This is a genomic window from Sphingomonas sp. AP4-R1 (genome assembly GCF_013113735.1).
Lineage (GTDB): Bacteria > Pseudomonadota > Alphaproteobacteria > Sphingomonadales > Sphingomonadaceae > Sphingomonas_I.
Window position 1 is genome coordinate 16,184 of sequence record NZ_CP053346.1, and the last position, 15,717, is coordinate 31,900.

The 15,717-nt window shown below is 67.1% G+C and carries 15 protein-coding genes; 6 read left to right on the forward strand and 9 right to left on the reverse strand.

Annotated elements, in window-relative coordinates:
• Nucleotides 1-133: 133 nt before the first annotated feature.
• The 3 genes from HL653_RS00070 to proS all read right to left on the reverse strand — a co-directional run bounded on the left by HL653_RS00070 (nucleotide 134) and on the right by proS (nucleotide 3,513).
• Nucleotides 134-826 carry an ABC transporter ATP-binding protein gene (locus tag HL653_RS00070; RefSeq protein WP_171742688.1) on the reverse strand — a complete coding sequence of 231 codons (693 nt, stop codon included), beginning with the start codon at nucleotides 824-826 and terminating at the stop codon, nucleotides 134-136.
• A complete protein-coding gene (locus tag HL653_RS00075) occupies nucleotides 819-2,066 on the reverse strand; it encodes a lipoprotein-releasing ABC transporter permease subunit (RefSeq protein WP_171742689.1) in 1,248 nt (415 codons plus the stop codon). Before HL653_RS00075 ends, HL653_RS00070 begins: the two co-directional genes overlap by 8 nt.
• A gap of 133 nt (nucleotides 2,067-2,199) precedes the next feature.
• The gene (proS, locus tag HL653_RS00080) at nucleotides 2,200-3,513 is read right to left on the reverse strand and encodes a proline--tRNA ligase (RefSeq protein ID WP_171742690.1); all 1,314 of its coding nucleotides are present in this window, start codon (nucleotides 3,511-3,513) and stop codon (nucleotides 2,200-2,202) included.
• A gap of 416 nt (nucleotides 3,514-3,929) precedes the next feature.
• Here proS and HL653_RS24425 point away from each other — a divergent pair, with 416 nt between their 5' ends.
• Both HL653_RS24425 and HL653_RS00085 read left to right on the forward strand, forming a co-directional pair.
• On the forward strand, nucleotides 3,930-4,058 hold the full coding sequence (locus HL653_RS24425) for a hypothetical protein (protein WP_301337945.1): 129 nt from the start codon (nucleotides 3,930-3,932) through the stop codon (nucleotides 4,056-4,058).
• A gap of 240 nt (nucleotides 4,059-4,298) precedes the next feature.
• A complete protein-coding gene (locus HL653_RS00085) occupies nucleotides 4,299-4,475 on the forward strand; it encodes a hypothetical protein (RefSeq protein ID WP_171742691.1) in 177 nt (58 codons plus the stop codon).
• A 22-nt stretch (nucleotides 4,476-4,497) separates the two neighbouring features.
• On the opposite strand, the gene HL653_RS00090 is transcribed toward HL653_RS00085, so the two are convergent.
• Nucleotides 4,498-4,869, reverse strand: a complete 372-nt coding sequence (locus HL653_RS00090; protein ID WP_171742692.1) for a helix-turn-helix transcriptional regulator — start codon at nucleotides 4,867-4,869, stop codon at nucleotides 4,498-4,500.
• A 108-nt stretch (nucleotides 4,870-4,977) separates the two neighbouring features.
• Here HL653_RS00090 and HL653_RS00095 point away from each other — a divergent pair, with 108 nt between their 5' ends.
• Nucleotides 4,978-5,724 (forward strand): glucose 1-dehydrogenase, encoded by a 747-nt coding sequence (locus tag HL653_RS00095; RefSeq protein WP_171742693.1) that lies wholly within the window; start codon nucleotides 4,978-4,980, stop codon nucleotides 5,722-5,724.
• Nucleotides 5,725-5,790: 66 nt separating this feature from the next.
• Here the strand turns inward: HL653_RS00095 and HL653_RS24540 are convergent, their stop codons facing one another.
• From HL653_RS24540 to tpiA, 5 genes are all read right to left on the reverse strand, one after another.
• Nucleotides 5,791-7,581, reverse strand: a complete 1,791-nt coding sequence (locus HL653_RS24540) for a PAS domain-containing methyl-accepting chemotaxis protein (protein WP_171742694.1) — start codon at nucleotides 7,579-7,581, stop codon at nucleotides 5,791-5,793.
• Nucleotides 7,582-7,698: 117 nt separating this feature from the next.
• Nucleotides 7,699-9,333, reverse strand: coding sequence for a CTP synthase (locus HL653_RS00105; RefSeq protein ID WP_171742695.1), 1,635 nt, complete (start codon nucleotides 9,331-9,333; stop codon nucleotides 7,699-7,701).
• A gap of 410 nt (nucleotides 9,334-9,743) precedes the next feature.
• Nucleotides 9,744-10,082 (reverse strand): preprotein translocase subunit SecG, encoded by a 339-nt coding sequence (gene secG / locus HL653_RS00110; protein ID WP_171742696.1) that lies wholly within the window; start codon nucleotides 10,080-10,082, stop codon nucleotides 9,744-9,746.
• An 80-nt stretch (nucleotides 10,083-10,162) separates the two neighbouring features.
• Entirely contained in the window at nucleotides 10,163-10,792 is a 630-nt protein-coding gene (locus HL653_RS00115) for a hypothetical protein (protein ID WP_171742697.1), read from the reverse strand.
• Between the two features lie 71 nt (nucleotides 10,793-10,863).
• Nucleotides 10,864-11,610, reverse strand: coding sequence for a triose-phosphate isomerase (tpiA, locus tag HL653_RS00120; protein WP_171742698.1), 747 nt, complete (start codon nucleotides 11,608-11,610; stop codon nucleotides 10,864-10,866).
• Between the two features lie 198 nt (nucleotides 11,611-11,808).
• Between tpiA and HL653_RS00125 the strand changes: the two genes are divergently transcribed.
• The 3 genes from HL653_RS00125 (at nucleotide 11,809) to HL653_RS00135 (ending at nucleotide 15,708) form a co-directional block, all read left to right on the forward strand.
• Nucleotides 11,809-13,731: a peptidylprolyl isomerase gene (locus tag HL653_RS00125; RefSeq protein ID WP_171742699.1), complete on the forward strand. Its 1,923-nt coding sequence runs from the start codon at nucleotides 11,809-11,811 to the stop codon at nucleotides 13,729-13,731.
• Nucleotides 13,732-13,741: 10 nt separating this feature from the next.
• A complete protein-coding gene (gene trpE / locus HL653_RS00130; protein WP_171742700.1) occupies nucleotides 13,742-15,250 on the forward strand; it encodes an anthranilate synthase component I in 1,509 nt (502 codons plus the stop codon).
• Between the two features lie 101 nt (nucleotides 15,251-15,351).
• Entirely contained in the window at nucleotides 15,352-15,708 is a 357-nt protein-coding gene (locus tag HL653_RS00135) for a DUF983 domain-containing protein (protein ID WP_171742701.1), read from the forward strand.
• Nucleotides 15,709-15,717 lie beyond the last annotated feature (9 nt).

A 15,717-nucleotide genomic window follows, 5' to 3' on the forward strand; every position in this document is an offset into this window, starting at 1 on the left:
CTTTTCTTCGACACGGTCATGCTGCGGGTCCCTTCGGATAATTCGCAGTTAACCGCGTAAAAAGAAGATCATGACGCGCCCGTGACGGTTCAATTTCAGCGACGGCCGGGTGCGATGAGGCGACGGCTGGGCGCTATGAATTGTTAACCATGTGTTGCTGAAGCGTGCCTTCGTGCAACCGCACGACCCGGTCCATCTGCGCGGCGAGCCGCTCGTTATGCGTGGCGATCAGCGCGGCCGCACCCTCGCCGCGCACGAGTCGCACGAATTCGGCCAGCACCCGATCGGCGGTGGCCTCGTCGAGATTGCCGGTCGGCTCGTCCGCCAGCACCAGCAAGGGCCGGTTGGCGAGCGCGCGGGCGACGGCCACGCGCTGCTGCTCGCCGCCCGACAGCGCCGCCGGGCGGTGATCGAGACGTTCGGCCAGCCCCAGCGTCGACAGCAGATCGTTCGCGCGCGTCTCCGCCGCGTCCTTGGCCGTGCCGCGCACCAACTGGGGCAGCACGACATTCTCGGTCGCGGTGAAATCGGGCAGCAGATGGTGAAATTGATAGACGAAGCCGAGCGTATCGCGACGCAGCCGCGTGCGGCCCTTGTCGTCGAGCGAGGCGGCCTCGACGCCGCCGATCCGGATCGAGCCCTCGAAGCCGCCTTCCAGCAGGCCCACCGCCTGCAGCATGGTCGACTTGCCCGAGCCCGAGGGGCCGAGCAACGCGACGATCTCGCCAGCTTGCACGGAGAGATCGACCCCACGCAGCACGTGGATCGTCTTTCCGCCCTGCGTGAACGAGCGCGCCAGCCCCGTCGTGCCCAACACCTCACTCATAACGCAGCACCTGAACGGGATCGGTCCGCGCCGCGCGCAGCGCCGGATAGAGGGTGAAGAGCAGAGACATCACCATCGTCAGCACGATCACCGCCACCACCTCGAACGGATCGGTGCGCGACGGCAATTCGGTGAGGAAGCGGATCGAGGGATCCCACAGATTCTGCCCCGTCAGCAGCTGGACGAGGTTCACCACGCCCTGCCGGTAGTAGAGGAAGATCGCCGCCAGGATCAGCCCGCCGATCGTGCCGAGCGCCCCGATCGTAAGCCCCACCGTGACGAAGATCCGCACCATCGAGGATCGATCCGCGCCCACCGTGCGCAGGATCGCGATGTCGCGCGTCTTGGCGCGCACCAGCATGATCAGCGACGAGAGGATATTGAAGGCGGCGACGACGATGATGATCGAGAGCACGATGAACATCGTCACGCGCTCCACCTGCAGCGCCTCGAACAAACTCGCATTCATCTGGCGCCAGTCGCGCACCTCGGCCACGCCCTTCGCGGCGACGGCGACGGGCTTCAGGATCTGCTCGACGCGATCGGCATCCACCGTCTGCACCTCGACCATGCCGACCGCATCGCCCAGCATCAGCAGGGTCTGCGCGTCCGCGATGGGCATGACGACGAAGGCGTTGTCATAATCATAGATGCCGACTTCGAACACGGCCGCCACCCGATAGGAGACGATGCGCGGCACCGTGCCGAAGGGCGAAGCCTCACCCGCCGGGCTGATCAGGCTGATGTCGCCGCCGACGCCCACGCCCAGTTGCTCGGCCAGCCGCGCGCCGATGGCGACGGTGCCGGAGCCGGGCACGACCTGCCTGATATCCCCCGCGACGACCTTGCCGCCGATCTGCGGACCCTGGATATCCGGCTCGCGCATGCCGCGCACCAGCACGCCTTCGACACGGCCGGCGGCGCTCGCCATCAAGGGCTGCTCGATCAAAGGCACGGCCGAGGTGACGCCCGGCGTCTTCTGCGCTACGTCGACGATGCGGCGCCAGTCGGGCAATTTGCCGTCATAGCCCTGGATCACGGCATGGCCGTTCAGCGCGGTTGTCTTGTCGAACAGTTCCGCACGGAAGCCGTTCATCACGCTCATCACCACGACGAGCGCGGCCACGCCCAGCATCACGCCCGTCAGCGCGAAGCCGACCACCACCGCGATGATCCCCTCGCCCTTGCCGGGCCACAGGTATCGGCGCGCGATCATGCGTTCGTACGGGTTCAGGAACATGGCGTTGCCCGCAAAATCCCGTCATGCTGAACTCGTTTCAGCATCCATGACCCGACCGGTCCGCACAGGACTCGCGTACGAGGAAGCTCCCGGTCGATGGATCCTGAAACAAGTTCAGGATGACGAAAGAAGATCATCCGCTGACCTTCGCCAGCGCATCCTCGGGCGACAGTTCGACCTTCTCGCCGGTCGCACGCCGCTTCAGCTCGACCACGCCGGAGGCCAGCCCCTTGGGGCCGATCACGATCTGCCAGGGCAGGCCGATCAGATCCATCGTGGCGAACTTGGCGCCGCCGCGCTCGTCGCGATCGTCATAGAGCACCTCGACGCCCGCCGCCTGCAGCCTGGCATAGAGATCGTCCGCCGCCGCCGCGCAGGCGGGATCGTCCGCGCGCATGTTGATGAGGCCGACCGCGTAAGGCGCGACCGCATCGGGCCAGATGATGCCCTTGTCGTCATGGCTCGCCTCGATGATCGCGCCCATCAGGCGCGACACGCCGATGCCGTAGCTGCCCATCTGCGGCACGACCTCGGTGCCCTCCGGCCCCTGCACCTTCAGCCCCATCGCGGCCGAATATTTGGTGCCGAAATAGAAGATGTGGCCCACTTCGATGCCGCGCGACGTGCAGAGATCCTCGCCCGCCTCGCGCTCGCGGCCCTCGTCGCGCTTCTCGTCGGTCGCCGCATAATCGGCGGTGAGGCTGGACACGAAATTCTGGAGCGCGACCGCATCGTCCGCATCCACGTCCAGCACGCGATCCTGCTCCCAGGCAGTGTGGTAGAAGACCTCGCTCTCGCCGGTGGGCGCCAGCACGATGAATTCGTGGCTCAGATCGCCGCCGATCGGGCCGGTGTCGGCCTGCATCGGGATCGCGCGCAGGCCCATGCGCTTGTAGGTGCGCAGGTAAGCGACGAACATGCGATTATAGCTGTGGCGCGCGCCCGCCTCGTCCAGATCGAACGAGTAAGCGTCCTTCATCAGGAATTCGCGGCCACGCATCACGCCGAAGCGGGGGCGCACCTCGTCCCGGAACTTCCACTGGATATGGTAGAGCGTGCGCGGCAGATCGCGATAGGAGCGGGCCGCGTCGCGGAAGATCGAGGTGATCATCTCCTCGTTCGTGGGGCCGTAGAGGATTTCGCGATCGTGGCGATCGGTGATGCGCAGCATCTCCGGGCCATAAGCATCGTAGCGCCCCGATTCGCGCCACAGATCGGCCGACTGCAGCGTGGGCATCAGCAATTCGATCGCACCCGCGCGATCCTGTTCTTCCCGAACAATGTTGGCGATCTTCTGCAGCACGCGATTGCCGAGCGGCAGCCAGGCATAGATTCCGGCGGCGGTCTGGCGGACGAGGCCCGCCCGCAACATCAGCTTGTGGCTGACGATCTGCGCCTCGGCGGGCGATTCCTTCATGACGGGCAGGAAATAGCGGGAAAGGCGCATGATCATCCGAACGGTGGGGAATTGGAAAGGCGCTGCTTAGAGCCTGATCGCCCCGTGTGGAAGCACATGTCCGCGGATGACAGGCGTGTGCGCTTATGTTGCGCGGAAAACACAGGGTGCGGCCTTTCGTATCGTTAGCCTCTCATTCACCATGACAAGCCCGCAAACACTCCGCTAACCAATGCCCACGGACAACGGCCAAAGGCTAGGGTTCGGGGAGGCTACGGCCCCGCACGGCGTGAAGCCGGAGCGAGCGGGCCGGGCACAGATCGGGGGCTGACGAGCGATCGTCACGCAGGCGCCCGGATCACCTCAAAAGGGGTGGTCCGGGCGTTTGCTTTTACAGGCCCCGGCTTAATCCCGGATGACGGGCACAACCACGTTATTCCCGCGTTCTTCCCGAAACGAGGAGACGCATGATGGCCAGCCAGCCCCCTGTCCCGGACAGCCCCGTGCCGGGCCCGATCGACGATCCCATTCCCACGCCGGTCGATCCCATACCGGCCGAGCCGAGCGATCCGGTCATCCCCGCGCTGCCGGTCTAGCGGCGATCGGTCGCATGGTCTGCATCTTTCCCCGAAATTGTCATGCTGAACTCGTTTCAGCATCCATGACCCGACCGTTTACGCTCGATGCGACGGTCGGGTCATGGACCCTGCAACGAGTTCAGGGTGACGGCATTTTGATCGGTAGGCCGGCATCGGGCCAGGCATGACCGGCCAGCCATGTTCTCAAGCAACCGCGCCCTTCACCCGGCCTTAACCCCGCCGCGGCATCCTCTAGCCATGATACCGCTTCGCTGGATCTTCCGCAGCCGCTGGGCCGCGCTCGTCTGGGCCGGGGGCATCTGCTTTTCGGCGGTGCAGTTCGCCGGTGGCGATCATGCCAAGGTGGACGCCGGCCAGTCCGCCGACAGCGCCAAGGCGATCGCCAGCGCGCTCAACGCCGAAGATCCCGAATAAGCCGAACACCCTCCGGCGGGTCTCACCCCGCCGATGCTTCGCCCACCGTTCCGCCATCCGGCGCGCACGCCTTGTCGCGCGCATAACTGTCCAGGATCGCCGGGATCAGGCCAGGAAAGCGCTTTTCCACCTCGCACAGGCGCGAGGCGTTGCGGATCTCCACGCCGTGCCGCTCGGAGCGGATCAGCCCCGCCTCACGCAGCACCTTGAAATGCTGCGACAGCGACGATTTCGGAATCAGCCGATCGCCGACCATGGCGAAGGACGAGCAATTCTGGATGCACGTCCCGCCCGCAATCCCCGCGAAAATCCCCGCCCTGACCGGATCGGACAGAGCGTGGAGGATCGCCTCGGGGCGCACATCCTCCACGGAGGGATGAAACAGCGGTCTCATTTTTTTTACTTAGGGGGGCTTGATCGCCGGTTCAATAGTTCCAACTTTCCGAACTATCGGACTATGGCGCGTCACTCCGGCGCACCGCGTCCCGATAGGGAACAGATCATGTCGAAACTCGCAGGCAAGGTCGCCGTCGTTACCGGCGCGTCGAAGGGCATCGGGGCGGGCATCGCCAAGGCGCTCGGGGCCGCAGGTGCCGCGGTCGTCGTCAATTACGCCTCCAGCAAGGATGGCGCGGACGCCGTGGTGCAGGAGATCGTTGCGGGCGGCGGCAAGGCCGTCGCCGTGCAGGGCGACGTCGCCGATGCCGCGCAGTCGCAGGCCATCATCGATGCCGCGATCGAGAATTTCGGCCGGCTGGACGTGCTGGTCAACAATTCGGGTGTCTATGGCTTCGCGCCGATCGAGGAGATCACGGTCGACCAGTATCGCCAGATGTTCGACGTCAACGTGCTGGGCGTGCTGCTGACGACGCAGGCGGCCGCCAGGCATCTGGGCGAGGGCGGCAGCATCATCAACATCTCGTCCGCCGTCACCAGCGTGATGATGCCCAGCTCGGCCGTCTATACCGGCACCAAGGGCGCGGTGGACATGATCACGGGCGTGCTGGCCAAGGAACTGGGGCCGCGCAGGATCCGCGTCAACGCGATCAATCCGGGCGTCGTGGAGACTGAGGGCACGCACACGGCGGGCGTGATCGGGTCGGAGATGGAGGACGCCTTCATCAGCCAGACCCCGCTCGGCCGCACCGGCCGGCCCGACGACATCGCCGACGTGGCGGTGTTCCTCGCCTCCGACGATGCGCGCTGGGTGACGGGCGAGAAGATCGTCGTCAGCGGCGGCCTGCGCTAGGCGCAGGTCCGAAGGCCCTCCCCTGCTTGCGGGGGAGGGACATCGGGCGAATCCCGACGCCGCGCGTCAGTGGACGATCTTCAGGTCCGCGCCCCGCCGCATCATGCCCGTCGCGCGTTCGGTCGCGTGGCGGGTATCGCCGGCGAGTTTCTTCACCTCGTTGGCGACGACGGCGAAACCACGCCCCGCCTCCCCGGCACGCGCCGCCTCGATCGTGGCATTCAGCGCGAGCAGCCGGGTCTGCACGGCAATGCCGCCGATCGCGGTGACGATCGTGGCCAGTTCGGCCATCGTGCCCTCCAGTCGCTCCTTGCCGCGCTGAAGCTCCGCCTGGAAGCGCTGCCCCTCCTCCAGCCGTGACTGCACTTCCCGCTCCAGCTTCACCTGCCGGGTCACGTCGGTTGCGATCTTCACCACCTTGCGCGGGCGGCCCTCCGCATCCAGGATCGGATTGTAGCTGGCCTGGATCCAGATCTCGCGCCCGCCCCGCCCGATCCGGCGATAGCGGCCCGCATTGAATTCCCCCCGGCTCAGCCGTCGCCAGAAATCGGCATAGGCCGCCGATCGCGTCTCGGCCTCGTCGCACAACAGGCTGTGATGCTGGCCGAGGATGTCGGCTTTCTCATAGCCGAAGACGGCGAGGAAATTGCGGTTCGCCTTCGTAATCCGGCCATCCAGATCGAATTCGATCACCGCCTGCGAACGATCGATCGCATCCAGCCGCCCGGCATATTCGGCATCCCGCTCGCGCGTGGCCGTGATGTCCGTCGCGAACTTCACGATCTTGACCGGCCGCCCCTCGGGATCGAGGATCGGATTGTAGCTGGCCTGCAGCCACACATCCCGCCCCTCCTTGTCGATGCGCCGATACAGACCCGCATCGAAGGCGCCCCCGGCGAGCTTGACCCAGAAAGCGGCATAGTCCGCGGAACGGGCCGTTTCCGGCGCGCAGAACATCCGGTGATGCCGCCCCACCACCTCTTCCAGCGAATAGCCGACCGCGCGCAGGAAATTGGCGTTGGCATGAAGCACGGTGCCGTCGAGCGCGAATTCCACCACCGCCTGCGATCGATCCATCGCCGTCGAGCGCGCCGCATATTCGGCGTGCTGCAGCTTCACGTCCGTCACGTCGCTCGCGAACTTGACGACCTTGAGCGGCCGCCCTTCCGGATCGAGGATCGGATTGTAGGTGGCCCTCAGCCACACTTCGCGCCCGCCCTTGGCCAGCCTCTTGTAGACGCCGCTCGTATAATCGCCGCGGCCGAGCGCGCGCCAGAAGGCCTGATAGTCGGCGCTCGCGACCTCTTCTCCGCCACAGAAGATGCTGTGATGGCGGCCGATGATCTCCGCGCGGGCATAGCCCATCGCCTCGAGGAAATTGTCGTTGGCGTCGAGGATCGTACCGTCCAGCGCGAATTCGATCACGATCTGGGAGCGCTCGATCGCGGCGGACATCGCCTGCAATTCGGCCCCCCGCCGCTGGCTGTCGCTGATGTCAGAGGCGATCTTCAGGATGCGCTCGGGGCGCCCGTCCCCGTCCAGTAGCGGCGTGTAGGTCGCCTGCAGATAGACGGTCGCGCCATCGCGCGTGCACCGCGCATACTGGCCGGAATGGCATTCTCCGGCGGCGAGCTTGCGCCAGAACGCTTCATATTCGGGCGATGCAGCCAGATCGGGCGCGCAGAACAGGCGATGATGCTGCCCCACCACCTGATCGAGGCGGTAGCCCATCAGATGCAGGAACAGATCGTTCGCCCACAGCACCTGCCCGGCGGCATCGAATTCGATCACGGCCTGCGTTCGGCAGATCGCCGCCCATGCCGCATCCGATCGGCGCTGCGTGTCGCGTTCGTGCATCAATCGCCTACCTTCACCTTCACAGGCGGCAGATAGGCAACATTTGGTTAAGCGACCGTTGACCGAAAATCCTAGAAATCCAGGCTTTTCGACGAAACGAGCCCGATCGCCCCGCGATCAGACCAACCGGCTCTGCCGCACCGCCGCCTCGATGAAGCTGGCGAACAGGGGATGCGGCTCGAACGGCTTGGACTTCAGCTCCGGGTGGAACTGCACGCCGATGAACCAGGGATGGTCCGGCCGCTCGACGATCTCGGGCAGCGTCCCGTCCGGTGACATGCCCGAGAAGCGCAGGCCGCCCTTCTCCAGCGCGTCCTTGTAATGGACGTTCACCTCGTAGCGGTGGCGATGCCGCTCGGAGATGGTCGTGGCCTCGTAGATCGAGGCGACGTGGCTGTTGCCGGCGAGGGTCGCCTCATAGGCGCCCAGCCGCATCGTGCCGCCCAGATCGCCGCCTTCTTCCCGCTTCTGCAGGCCCTCTGCGGTCATCCATTCGGTGATCATGCCGACGACCGGTTCGTCCGTGGGGCCGAACTCGGTGGTGGAGGCGTTGGCGATGCCCGCCGTGTTCCGGGCCCCCTCGATACAGGCCATCTGCATGCCGAGGCAGATGCCGAAATAGGGCACCTTGCGCTCGCGCGCGAAGCGGACCGAGGCGATCTTGCCCTCGCTGCCGCGCTCGCCGAAGCCACCGGGCACGAGGATGGCGTGGCAGGGCTCCAGCTTGGCCGCCAGCTCTTCCGAATCATGCTCGAACATCTCGGCATCCAGCCAGCGGATGTTGACCTTCACCCGATTGGCGATACCGCCATGGACGAGCGCCTCGCTCAGCGACTTGTACGCGTCCGCGAGGCCGACATATTTGCCGACCACGCCGATCGTGACCTCGCCTTCGGGATTGGTGACGCGATCGACGATGTCGTCCCAGCGGCGCATGTCCGGCGCGACGCCGGTATCGAGGCGGAACGAGCGCAGCACCGCCTCGTCGAGGCCCGCCGCGCTATACTGGATCGGCACCGCATAGATGCTGGAGGCGTCCAGCGCCGGAATCACGGCATCCTTGGGCACGTTGCAGAACAAAGCGATCTTGGCGCGCTCATTGTCCGGCAGGGGATGCTCGCTGCGGCAGACCAGCACGTCCGGCTGGATGCCGAGCGAGGTCAGGTCGCGCACGCTGTGCTGGGTGGGCTTGGTCTTCAGCTCGCCGGCCGCCGCGATATACGGCACCAGGGTCAGGTGGACGAAGCAGGTATTGTCGCGGCCCAGATCGTTCCGCAGCTGGCGCAGCGCTTCCATGAAGGGCAGCGATTCGATGTCGCCCACGGTGCCGCCGATTTCGCACAGCACGAAATCGAGGCCCTCGATATCGTCCTGCGCGAACGCCTTGATCTCGTTCGTGACGTGCGGGATCACCTGGACGGTCGCGCCCAGATAGTCGCCACGCCGCTCCTTCGCGATGATGTCGCGATAGATGCGGCCCGACGTCACATTGTCCGATTGCCGGGCGGAAACGCCCGTGAACCGCTCATAATGGCCGAGATCGAGATCCGTCTCCGCGCCATCGTCGGTGACGTACACTTCCCCATGCTGATACGGGCTCATCGTGCCCGGATCGACGTTGAGATAAGGATCGAATTTCCGGATCCGGACGAGGTATCCACGCGCTTGCAGGAGCGCCGCAAGCGACGCCGCCATGAGGCCTTTGCCAAGCGAGGAGACCACGCCGCCGGTTATGAAGATGAACCGCGTCATGGGAGAAAACGCCTAGCCGCCCGAATCCCTGCGTGGCAAGCCCACGCCGTCAAACCCGTTCATTCGATCCACAGGAAAGCGGATGAACACGGCCCCTTTCCCCGTTTGTGTCGAGCGCAATCGAGACACGCCCGCTTCGGGTGAAGCCGAGGAGCGGAACGGATCGATCCTGCAATCCCTCGACTAGGACGGATCGACATTCGGATAGCTTGAAAGAATGTGCCGGATATTATTCCAGATTGTCATGCTGAACTCGTTTCAGCATCCATGACCTGAAGGGTCGGCCTGGTTCAACGGTCGGGTCATGGACCCTGAAACGAGTTCAGGGTGACGATTTCTCCAAAGCCGCCGTTTCCAATCGCCGAATGTCGATCCGCCCCAGGCTCGGGACAAACGGGCGTTGCTTTGGCTTACTTCGCCAGCGGAACCGCGCCGTTGTCGGCGGGTGCCTGCGGAGCGGGGGCGGCGGCCGGAGCCGGCGCGGCCTGCTTGCGGGCGAGCGACGTATCGATCGTGCGCGGACCGCTCTGCATCGTCGCGAGCGCGGCGAGGCCGATCGACATGACGATGAAGATCGTGCCGAGAATCGAGGTGGCGCGCGTCAGGAAGTCCGCCGCACCGCGTGCGCTCATCAGTCCGCCGGGATTGCCGCCGGACGTAAGCCCGCCGCCTTCCGACCGCTGGATCAGGATGACGCCGACGAGCGAGGCGGCGATGAGGGCATGGACGACGAGAAGGAAGGTGAACATGGGTCGCGGCCGTTACAGGAAGCGCGGCTCCGGGGCAATGGTGGAGCGCGCATCGCCCGTGCCGCCGCAGGAACAGGCTCTCAATTTTTCGGTGTCGTTTCCGCCGACGTTTCGGCGCGCGGTTCCGATCCCGAACGACGGCGCGTGCCGACCGGCTTCTCCTTTTCGGCGTGCACGGCCTCCAGATCATGATCCAGCGCCGCCGCCAGGATGCGCGGGCGCCACGCATCCTCCAGGCTCTTCGCCATCTGGCGCGCGAAGGACAGATCGAACAGCAATCGCCCGTCCTGCGTGATCTTCAGCAGATGACCGCGATAGGCATGCTCGACATCGACGCAGCGCCCCATCGCGCCATCGACGATCTCGCCCCGCCCCGGCTTCAAGTCGGCCCAATGGGTGATGCTTTCGAGCGCGCACAATTTCCAGTCGTTCAGCGCCTGATCGGCGGCGAGCGCCTCGGGATCGCCGGTCGCCCCCTGATGGCGCGCGGCCATTTCCTCCGGCGTGAAGGCGGGCAGTTCCTGCAGGCCGAGGAAAAAGGCGGCGCTGACCTTGCCCAGCGCGAGCGCCTTCGCATCGGCGCGCGACACGGGTGCGGTGACGATCACCGCGGGGCTTTGGGCGGGCGCCTGAGCGGACGCGATCGCGCCACCGGACAGGGCCACCAGCGCGGCGAGGCCGGAGCGGGCGAGAACGGAAAGATCGTGCATGACGCCGAAACGATCCCGCCTGCCGGAAGGTCCGCCCTTCGGCGCATGCGGGCGCATTTCCGATCGGGGGCTCAGAGCGCCGCGGCCGCTTCGATGATCGGCACGAATTGCGCGGCGGTGAGGCTGGCGCCCCCGACCAGCGCGCCATCCACATCCGGCACGGCCAGCAGCTCGGCCGCATTGCCCGGATTGACCGAGCCGCCATAGAGGATGCGGACCCCGGCGCCCTCGATCCCCAGGATCGCCTCCAGCTTGGCGCGGATCAGCCCGTGCATCTCCTTCACCTCCGCCAGGGAAGGAGTGCGACCGCTGCCGATCGCCCAGACGGGCTCATAGGCGATCACCAGATTGGCCGCCGTGCCCGTGGCCGGAATCGATCCTTCCAGCTGGCCCGCGACCACGATGCCCGCGCGGCCCGCATCGCGCTGGGCGCCCGTCTCGCCGACGCAGATGATCGCGGTGAGCCCCGCCGCGAACGCGGCCAGCGCCTTGCCGCGCGCGTCGCGGTCGGTTTCGTGCTGGTCGGTGCGCCGTTCGCTGTGGCCCAGGATCACGTAGCGCGCGCCCAGATCCACGATCATCTCTGCCGAGACGCAGCCGGTATGCGCGCCCTGCACCGCATGATGGCAATCCTGCGCGCCGATCGGCAGCGAGGGGGCCGCCGCGACCGCCGCATCGATCAACGTGAAAGGCGGGCAGATCGCGACATCCACGCCCGGCGCGGCATCGGCCGCCGACACGATACCGTCCAGCTCCGCCAGCTTGGCGCGCGTGCCGTTCATCTTCCAGTTGCCGGCCACAAGCTTACGCAACGCCATCGTGTCCCCCGAAGACAATGATTCGCCAGCCCGGCTAGCAGCCGGATTCGTTACCGCCAACGCCTGATCTCCCATTCAATCCCGCATTTCCGCCTTTGCGCCGGCGGCCGGCGAAACCGGCGGACGCCGGCAAACCTTGTCGGCTGAACGGGCGCGGCCTAAGGGCGATCCCTTCCCCGCCCTCTTTCGGGTTGTTCGATGCTCGCCTTTTTCCGCCGTGCCCTTGGTTCCTGGATCGTCATCGCCTTGCTGGGCGTGATCATGATCGCCTTCATCGTCACGGGCGTTTCCAGCCCAAGCGGCCTCAGCGGCCTGACCGGGCCGGGCGCGGACAGCGTCGCCACCGTGGACGGCAAATCGATCCCGACGGCGGACGTGCAGCGCCGCGCGCAGAATCAGCTGCAGCAGGCGCGCCAGCAGCAGCCCGATCTGGACATGCCCAAATTCATCGCGGCGGTGGGGGGCGCGGGCCAGCTCGTCGATCAATATCTGAACGGCCGCACGCTGGAGGCCTGGGCCACGCGCCACGGCATCGTCGCCAGCGATCGGCTGATCGACGGCGAGATCGCCAGCATCTCGGCCTTCCAGGGCACGACCGGCCGTTTCGACGAAAAGACGATGCGCGCGGTCCTCGCGCAGCAGCGCATTTCCGAATCGTCCCTGCGTGACGGCATTCGCGGCGACATGCTGCGCCGCCAGCTGCTGATCCCGATCAGCTCCGGCGTGCACCCGACGCCCTCGATGATCGCGCCTTATGCCGATGTGCTCGTCGCCAATCGCACCGGCCTCGTCGGCCTCGTCCCGGCCAAGCCGGACGCGGTGAAGCCGCCGACCGACGCCGAGATCGCCGCCTGGTACAAGAGCCACATCGCGCTCTATTCGCTGCCGGAGCGGCGCGTGCTGCGCTATGCCGCGCTGGCGCAGACGGTCGCCGCCCCCACGGACGCCGAGATCGCCGCCCAGTACAAGGCCGACGCCGCCAAATATGCGCCCAGCCAGGCGCGCACGCTGAGCCAGGTGGTGCTGCCCACCGAGGCCGCCGCCAAGGCGCTGGCGGCCAAGATCGCCGCCGGCACGCCTTTCCCGAAGGCCGCCGCCGATGCGGGCTTCGCCGCCGCCGACATTTCGCTCGGCGAACAGCAGCGCGACATGTTCGAGACGATCACCTCCAAGGCGATCGCGGATGCGGCCTTCTCCGCCGCCGCCGGCGCCACCACCGCGCCGATGAAGTCGGTGCTGGGCTGGCATGTCGTCCATGTCGACGCGATCAACGACAAGCCTGGCCGGACGCTGGAGCAGGCCAAGGCCGATGTCGCCGCCGATCTCGTGAAGAAGAAGCAGGCCGAGGGCATGTCCACCCTCGCCACCAAGATCGAGGATGCGATCGGTGACGGCGCCACCTTCGACGAGGTGGTGAAGGCCAACAAGCTCGCCGTCGTCACCACGCCGGCCTTGACCTCCACCGGCGTCGTCCCCGCCGACGCCGCCTACAAGCCCGATGCGACCGTGACGGCGCTGCTGAAGCCCGGCTTCCTCGCCGGCGTGGACGACGAGCCGACGCTGGAGCGCACCGCGCCCGACGCGGCGGCGGTGCTGGACGTGGTGCGCGTCGATGCGGCGGCGCCCCTGCCGCTGGCGCAGGTGAAGGATCGCATCGTCCAGGCAATGATCGTCGATCGCGCGCAGGCGACGGCGCGGGCCACCGCGCAGAGCCTGCTCGACAAGATCAACAAGGGCGCCGATATCGCCGCCACCTTCGCCACCGCCGGCCTGCCCGCGCCGAACCCGATTTCGGCCAGCCAGATGGAGCTGAGCCGGCTCCAGCAGCCGCCCGCCGCCGCGCGCACCCTGTTCCAGATCCCGCCGGGCAAGGCGACCTTGGCGCCCGCGCCGAACGGCTGGTTCGTGATCAAGGTGACGAAGATCGATCCGCCCGCGCCGCAGATGCGCACCGCGATCGCCCAGCAGATGCGCGCCGAACTCGGCCGCGCGATGGGCGACGAGATGCTCGACCAGTTCGCCCGCGCCGCCAGCAAGGATGTGACGGTGAAGCGCAACGGCAAGGCGATCGCCGATCTCGGCCGCCAGCTGAGTGGGCAGGCGCCCGCCGACGGCCAGTGATCGCCCACGCATGACAGGCGGAGACGACGCGGCCGCACGCGCGACACTGGCAGGCGGGCGCCCCGCGCTCGTGTGGCGCCGGCAGCTGGCCGATACGGACACGCCGGTCGCCGCCGCGCTGAAGCTGATCGAGCCCGGCCGGGGCGATTTCCTGCTGGAGTCGGTGGAGGATGGCGCCACGCGCGGGCGCTACAGCCTGCTCGGCCTGGCCCCCGACCTGCTGTTCCGCGCACGCGGCCGCGAAGCGGAGATCAACCGCGACTGGCTGACCGATCGCGAGGCCTTCACGCCCGTCTCCAGCGATCCCGTCGACGCGCTGCGCGCGCTCGTCGCCGAATGCCGGATGGACGTGCCCGAGGGTCTGCCTCCCGCGCTCGCCTTCCTCGTCGGCTATTTCGGCTATGAGACGATCGGCCTGATCGAGAAACTGCCGCGCCCGGCGCCCAACCCGCTCGACCTGCCGGACATGCTGTTCGCGCGGCCGACCCTGCTGCTCGTCTTCGATCGCCTCGCGGACATGCTGTATCTGGTATCGCCGGTGTGGCCGGGTGCCGCCGATCCGGACGCCGCCGTCCCGGCCGCGATCGAGCGGATCGAGACGGCCGCCGCGCGCCTCGCCGCGCCCCTCCCCGCCGCCGCGCGCACGCCGGAGGCCCTGCCCGACATCGCGCCGATGCCCGCGCTGCCCGCCGGCCGCTATGGCGAGATGGTCGCCTCGGCCAAGGAGTATATCGCGGCGGGCGACATCTTTCAGGTGGTGCTGGCGCAGCGCTTCACAGCGCCCTTCCCGCTGCCGCCGTTCGATCTCTATCGCGCGCTGCGGCGGATCAATCCCTCGCCCTTCCTCTACCATCTCGATCTGCCGGGCTTCGCCGTCACCGGATCGAGCCCGGAAATCCTCGTCCGCGTGCGCGACGGCGAGGTCACGATCCGCCCGATCGCGGGCACGCGCCCGCGCGGCAAGACGACCGAGGAGGATGCGGCCAATCGCGAAAGCCTGCTCGCCGATCCCAAGGAGCGCGCCGAGCATCTGATGCTGCTGGATCTCGGCCGCAACGATGTGGGCCGCGTCGCCAAGGCGGGCACGGTGCACGTCACCGAAAGCTATGCGGTCGAGCTGTACAGCCATGTGATGCACATCGTCTCGAACGTGGCAGGGCGGCTCGATCCGGCCAAGGATGCGCTCGACGCCTTGTTCGCGGGCTTCCCGGCCGGCACCGTCTCGGGCGCGCCGAAGGTGCGCGCCTGCGAGATCATCGCCGAACTGGAGAGCGAGACGCGTGGGGCCTATGCCGGCTGCGTCGGCTACTTCGCGCCCGACGGCAATATGGACAGCTGCATCGTGCTGCGGACCGCCGTGGTGAAGGACGGCGTGATGCACGTGCAGGCGGGCGCGGGCATCGTCGCGGACAGCGATCCGGCCGCCGAGCAGCGCGAGTGCGAGCACAAGTCCGGCGCGCTCTTCGCCGCCGCGCGCGAGGCGGTGGCACAAGCCGGCGAGGCACGCTTCGGCCAGTAGGCAAGCTTCACCCCCTGAGACAAAGCATCTCATTGGACCGATCGGCCCCATGCCTATATCCTCGTCGCCGGAACGTCCGGCAGACAAGACATGGGCACGATATGGACAGGATCGGCTTCGGCGAGGGGATCAAGCGCGGATTGAAGCGGCATTGCCCGCAATGCGATTCGCCGACCCTGTTCGACGGCTATCTGCGCGTGCGCCCGATCTGCCCGGTCTGCGGCACCGACAATGGCCGCCACCGCGTCGACGACATCGCCTCCTATTTCACCGTGCTGCTGATGGGGCATCTGGTGATCGCGCCCGCGCTCGCCATCCCCTTCTTCTGGTATATCCCGCTCTGGGCGGCGATGGCGATCCTGCTGGGCGCGCTGACCGCGGCGACGTTGGCGGCCCTCCCGTTCATCAAGGGCGGCGTGATCGGCGCGCTCGCCGCGACCAGCCAGCCGGCGGCCTGACCCGCCGGC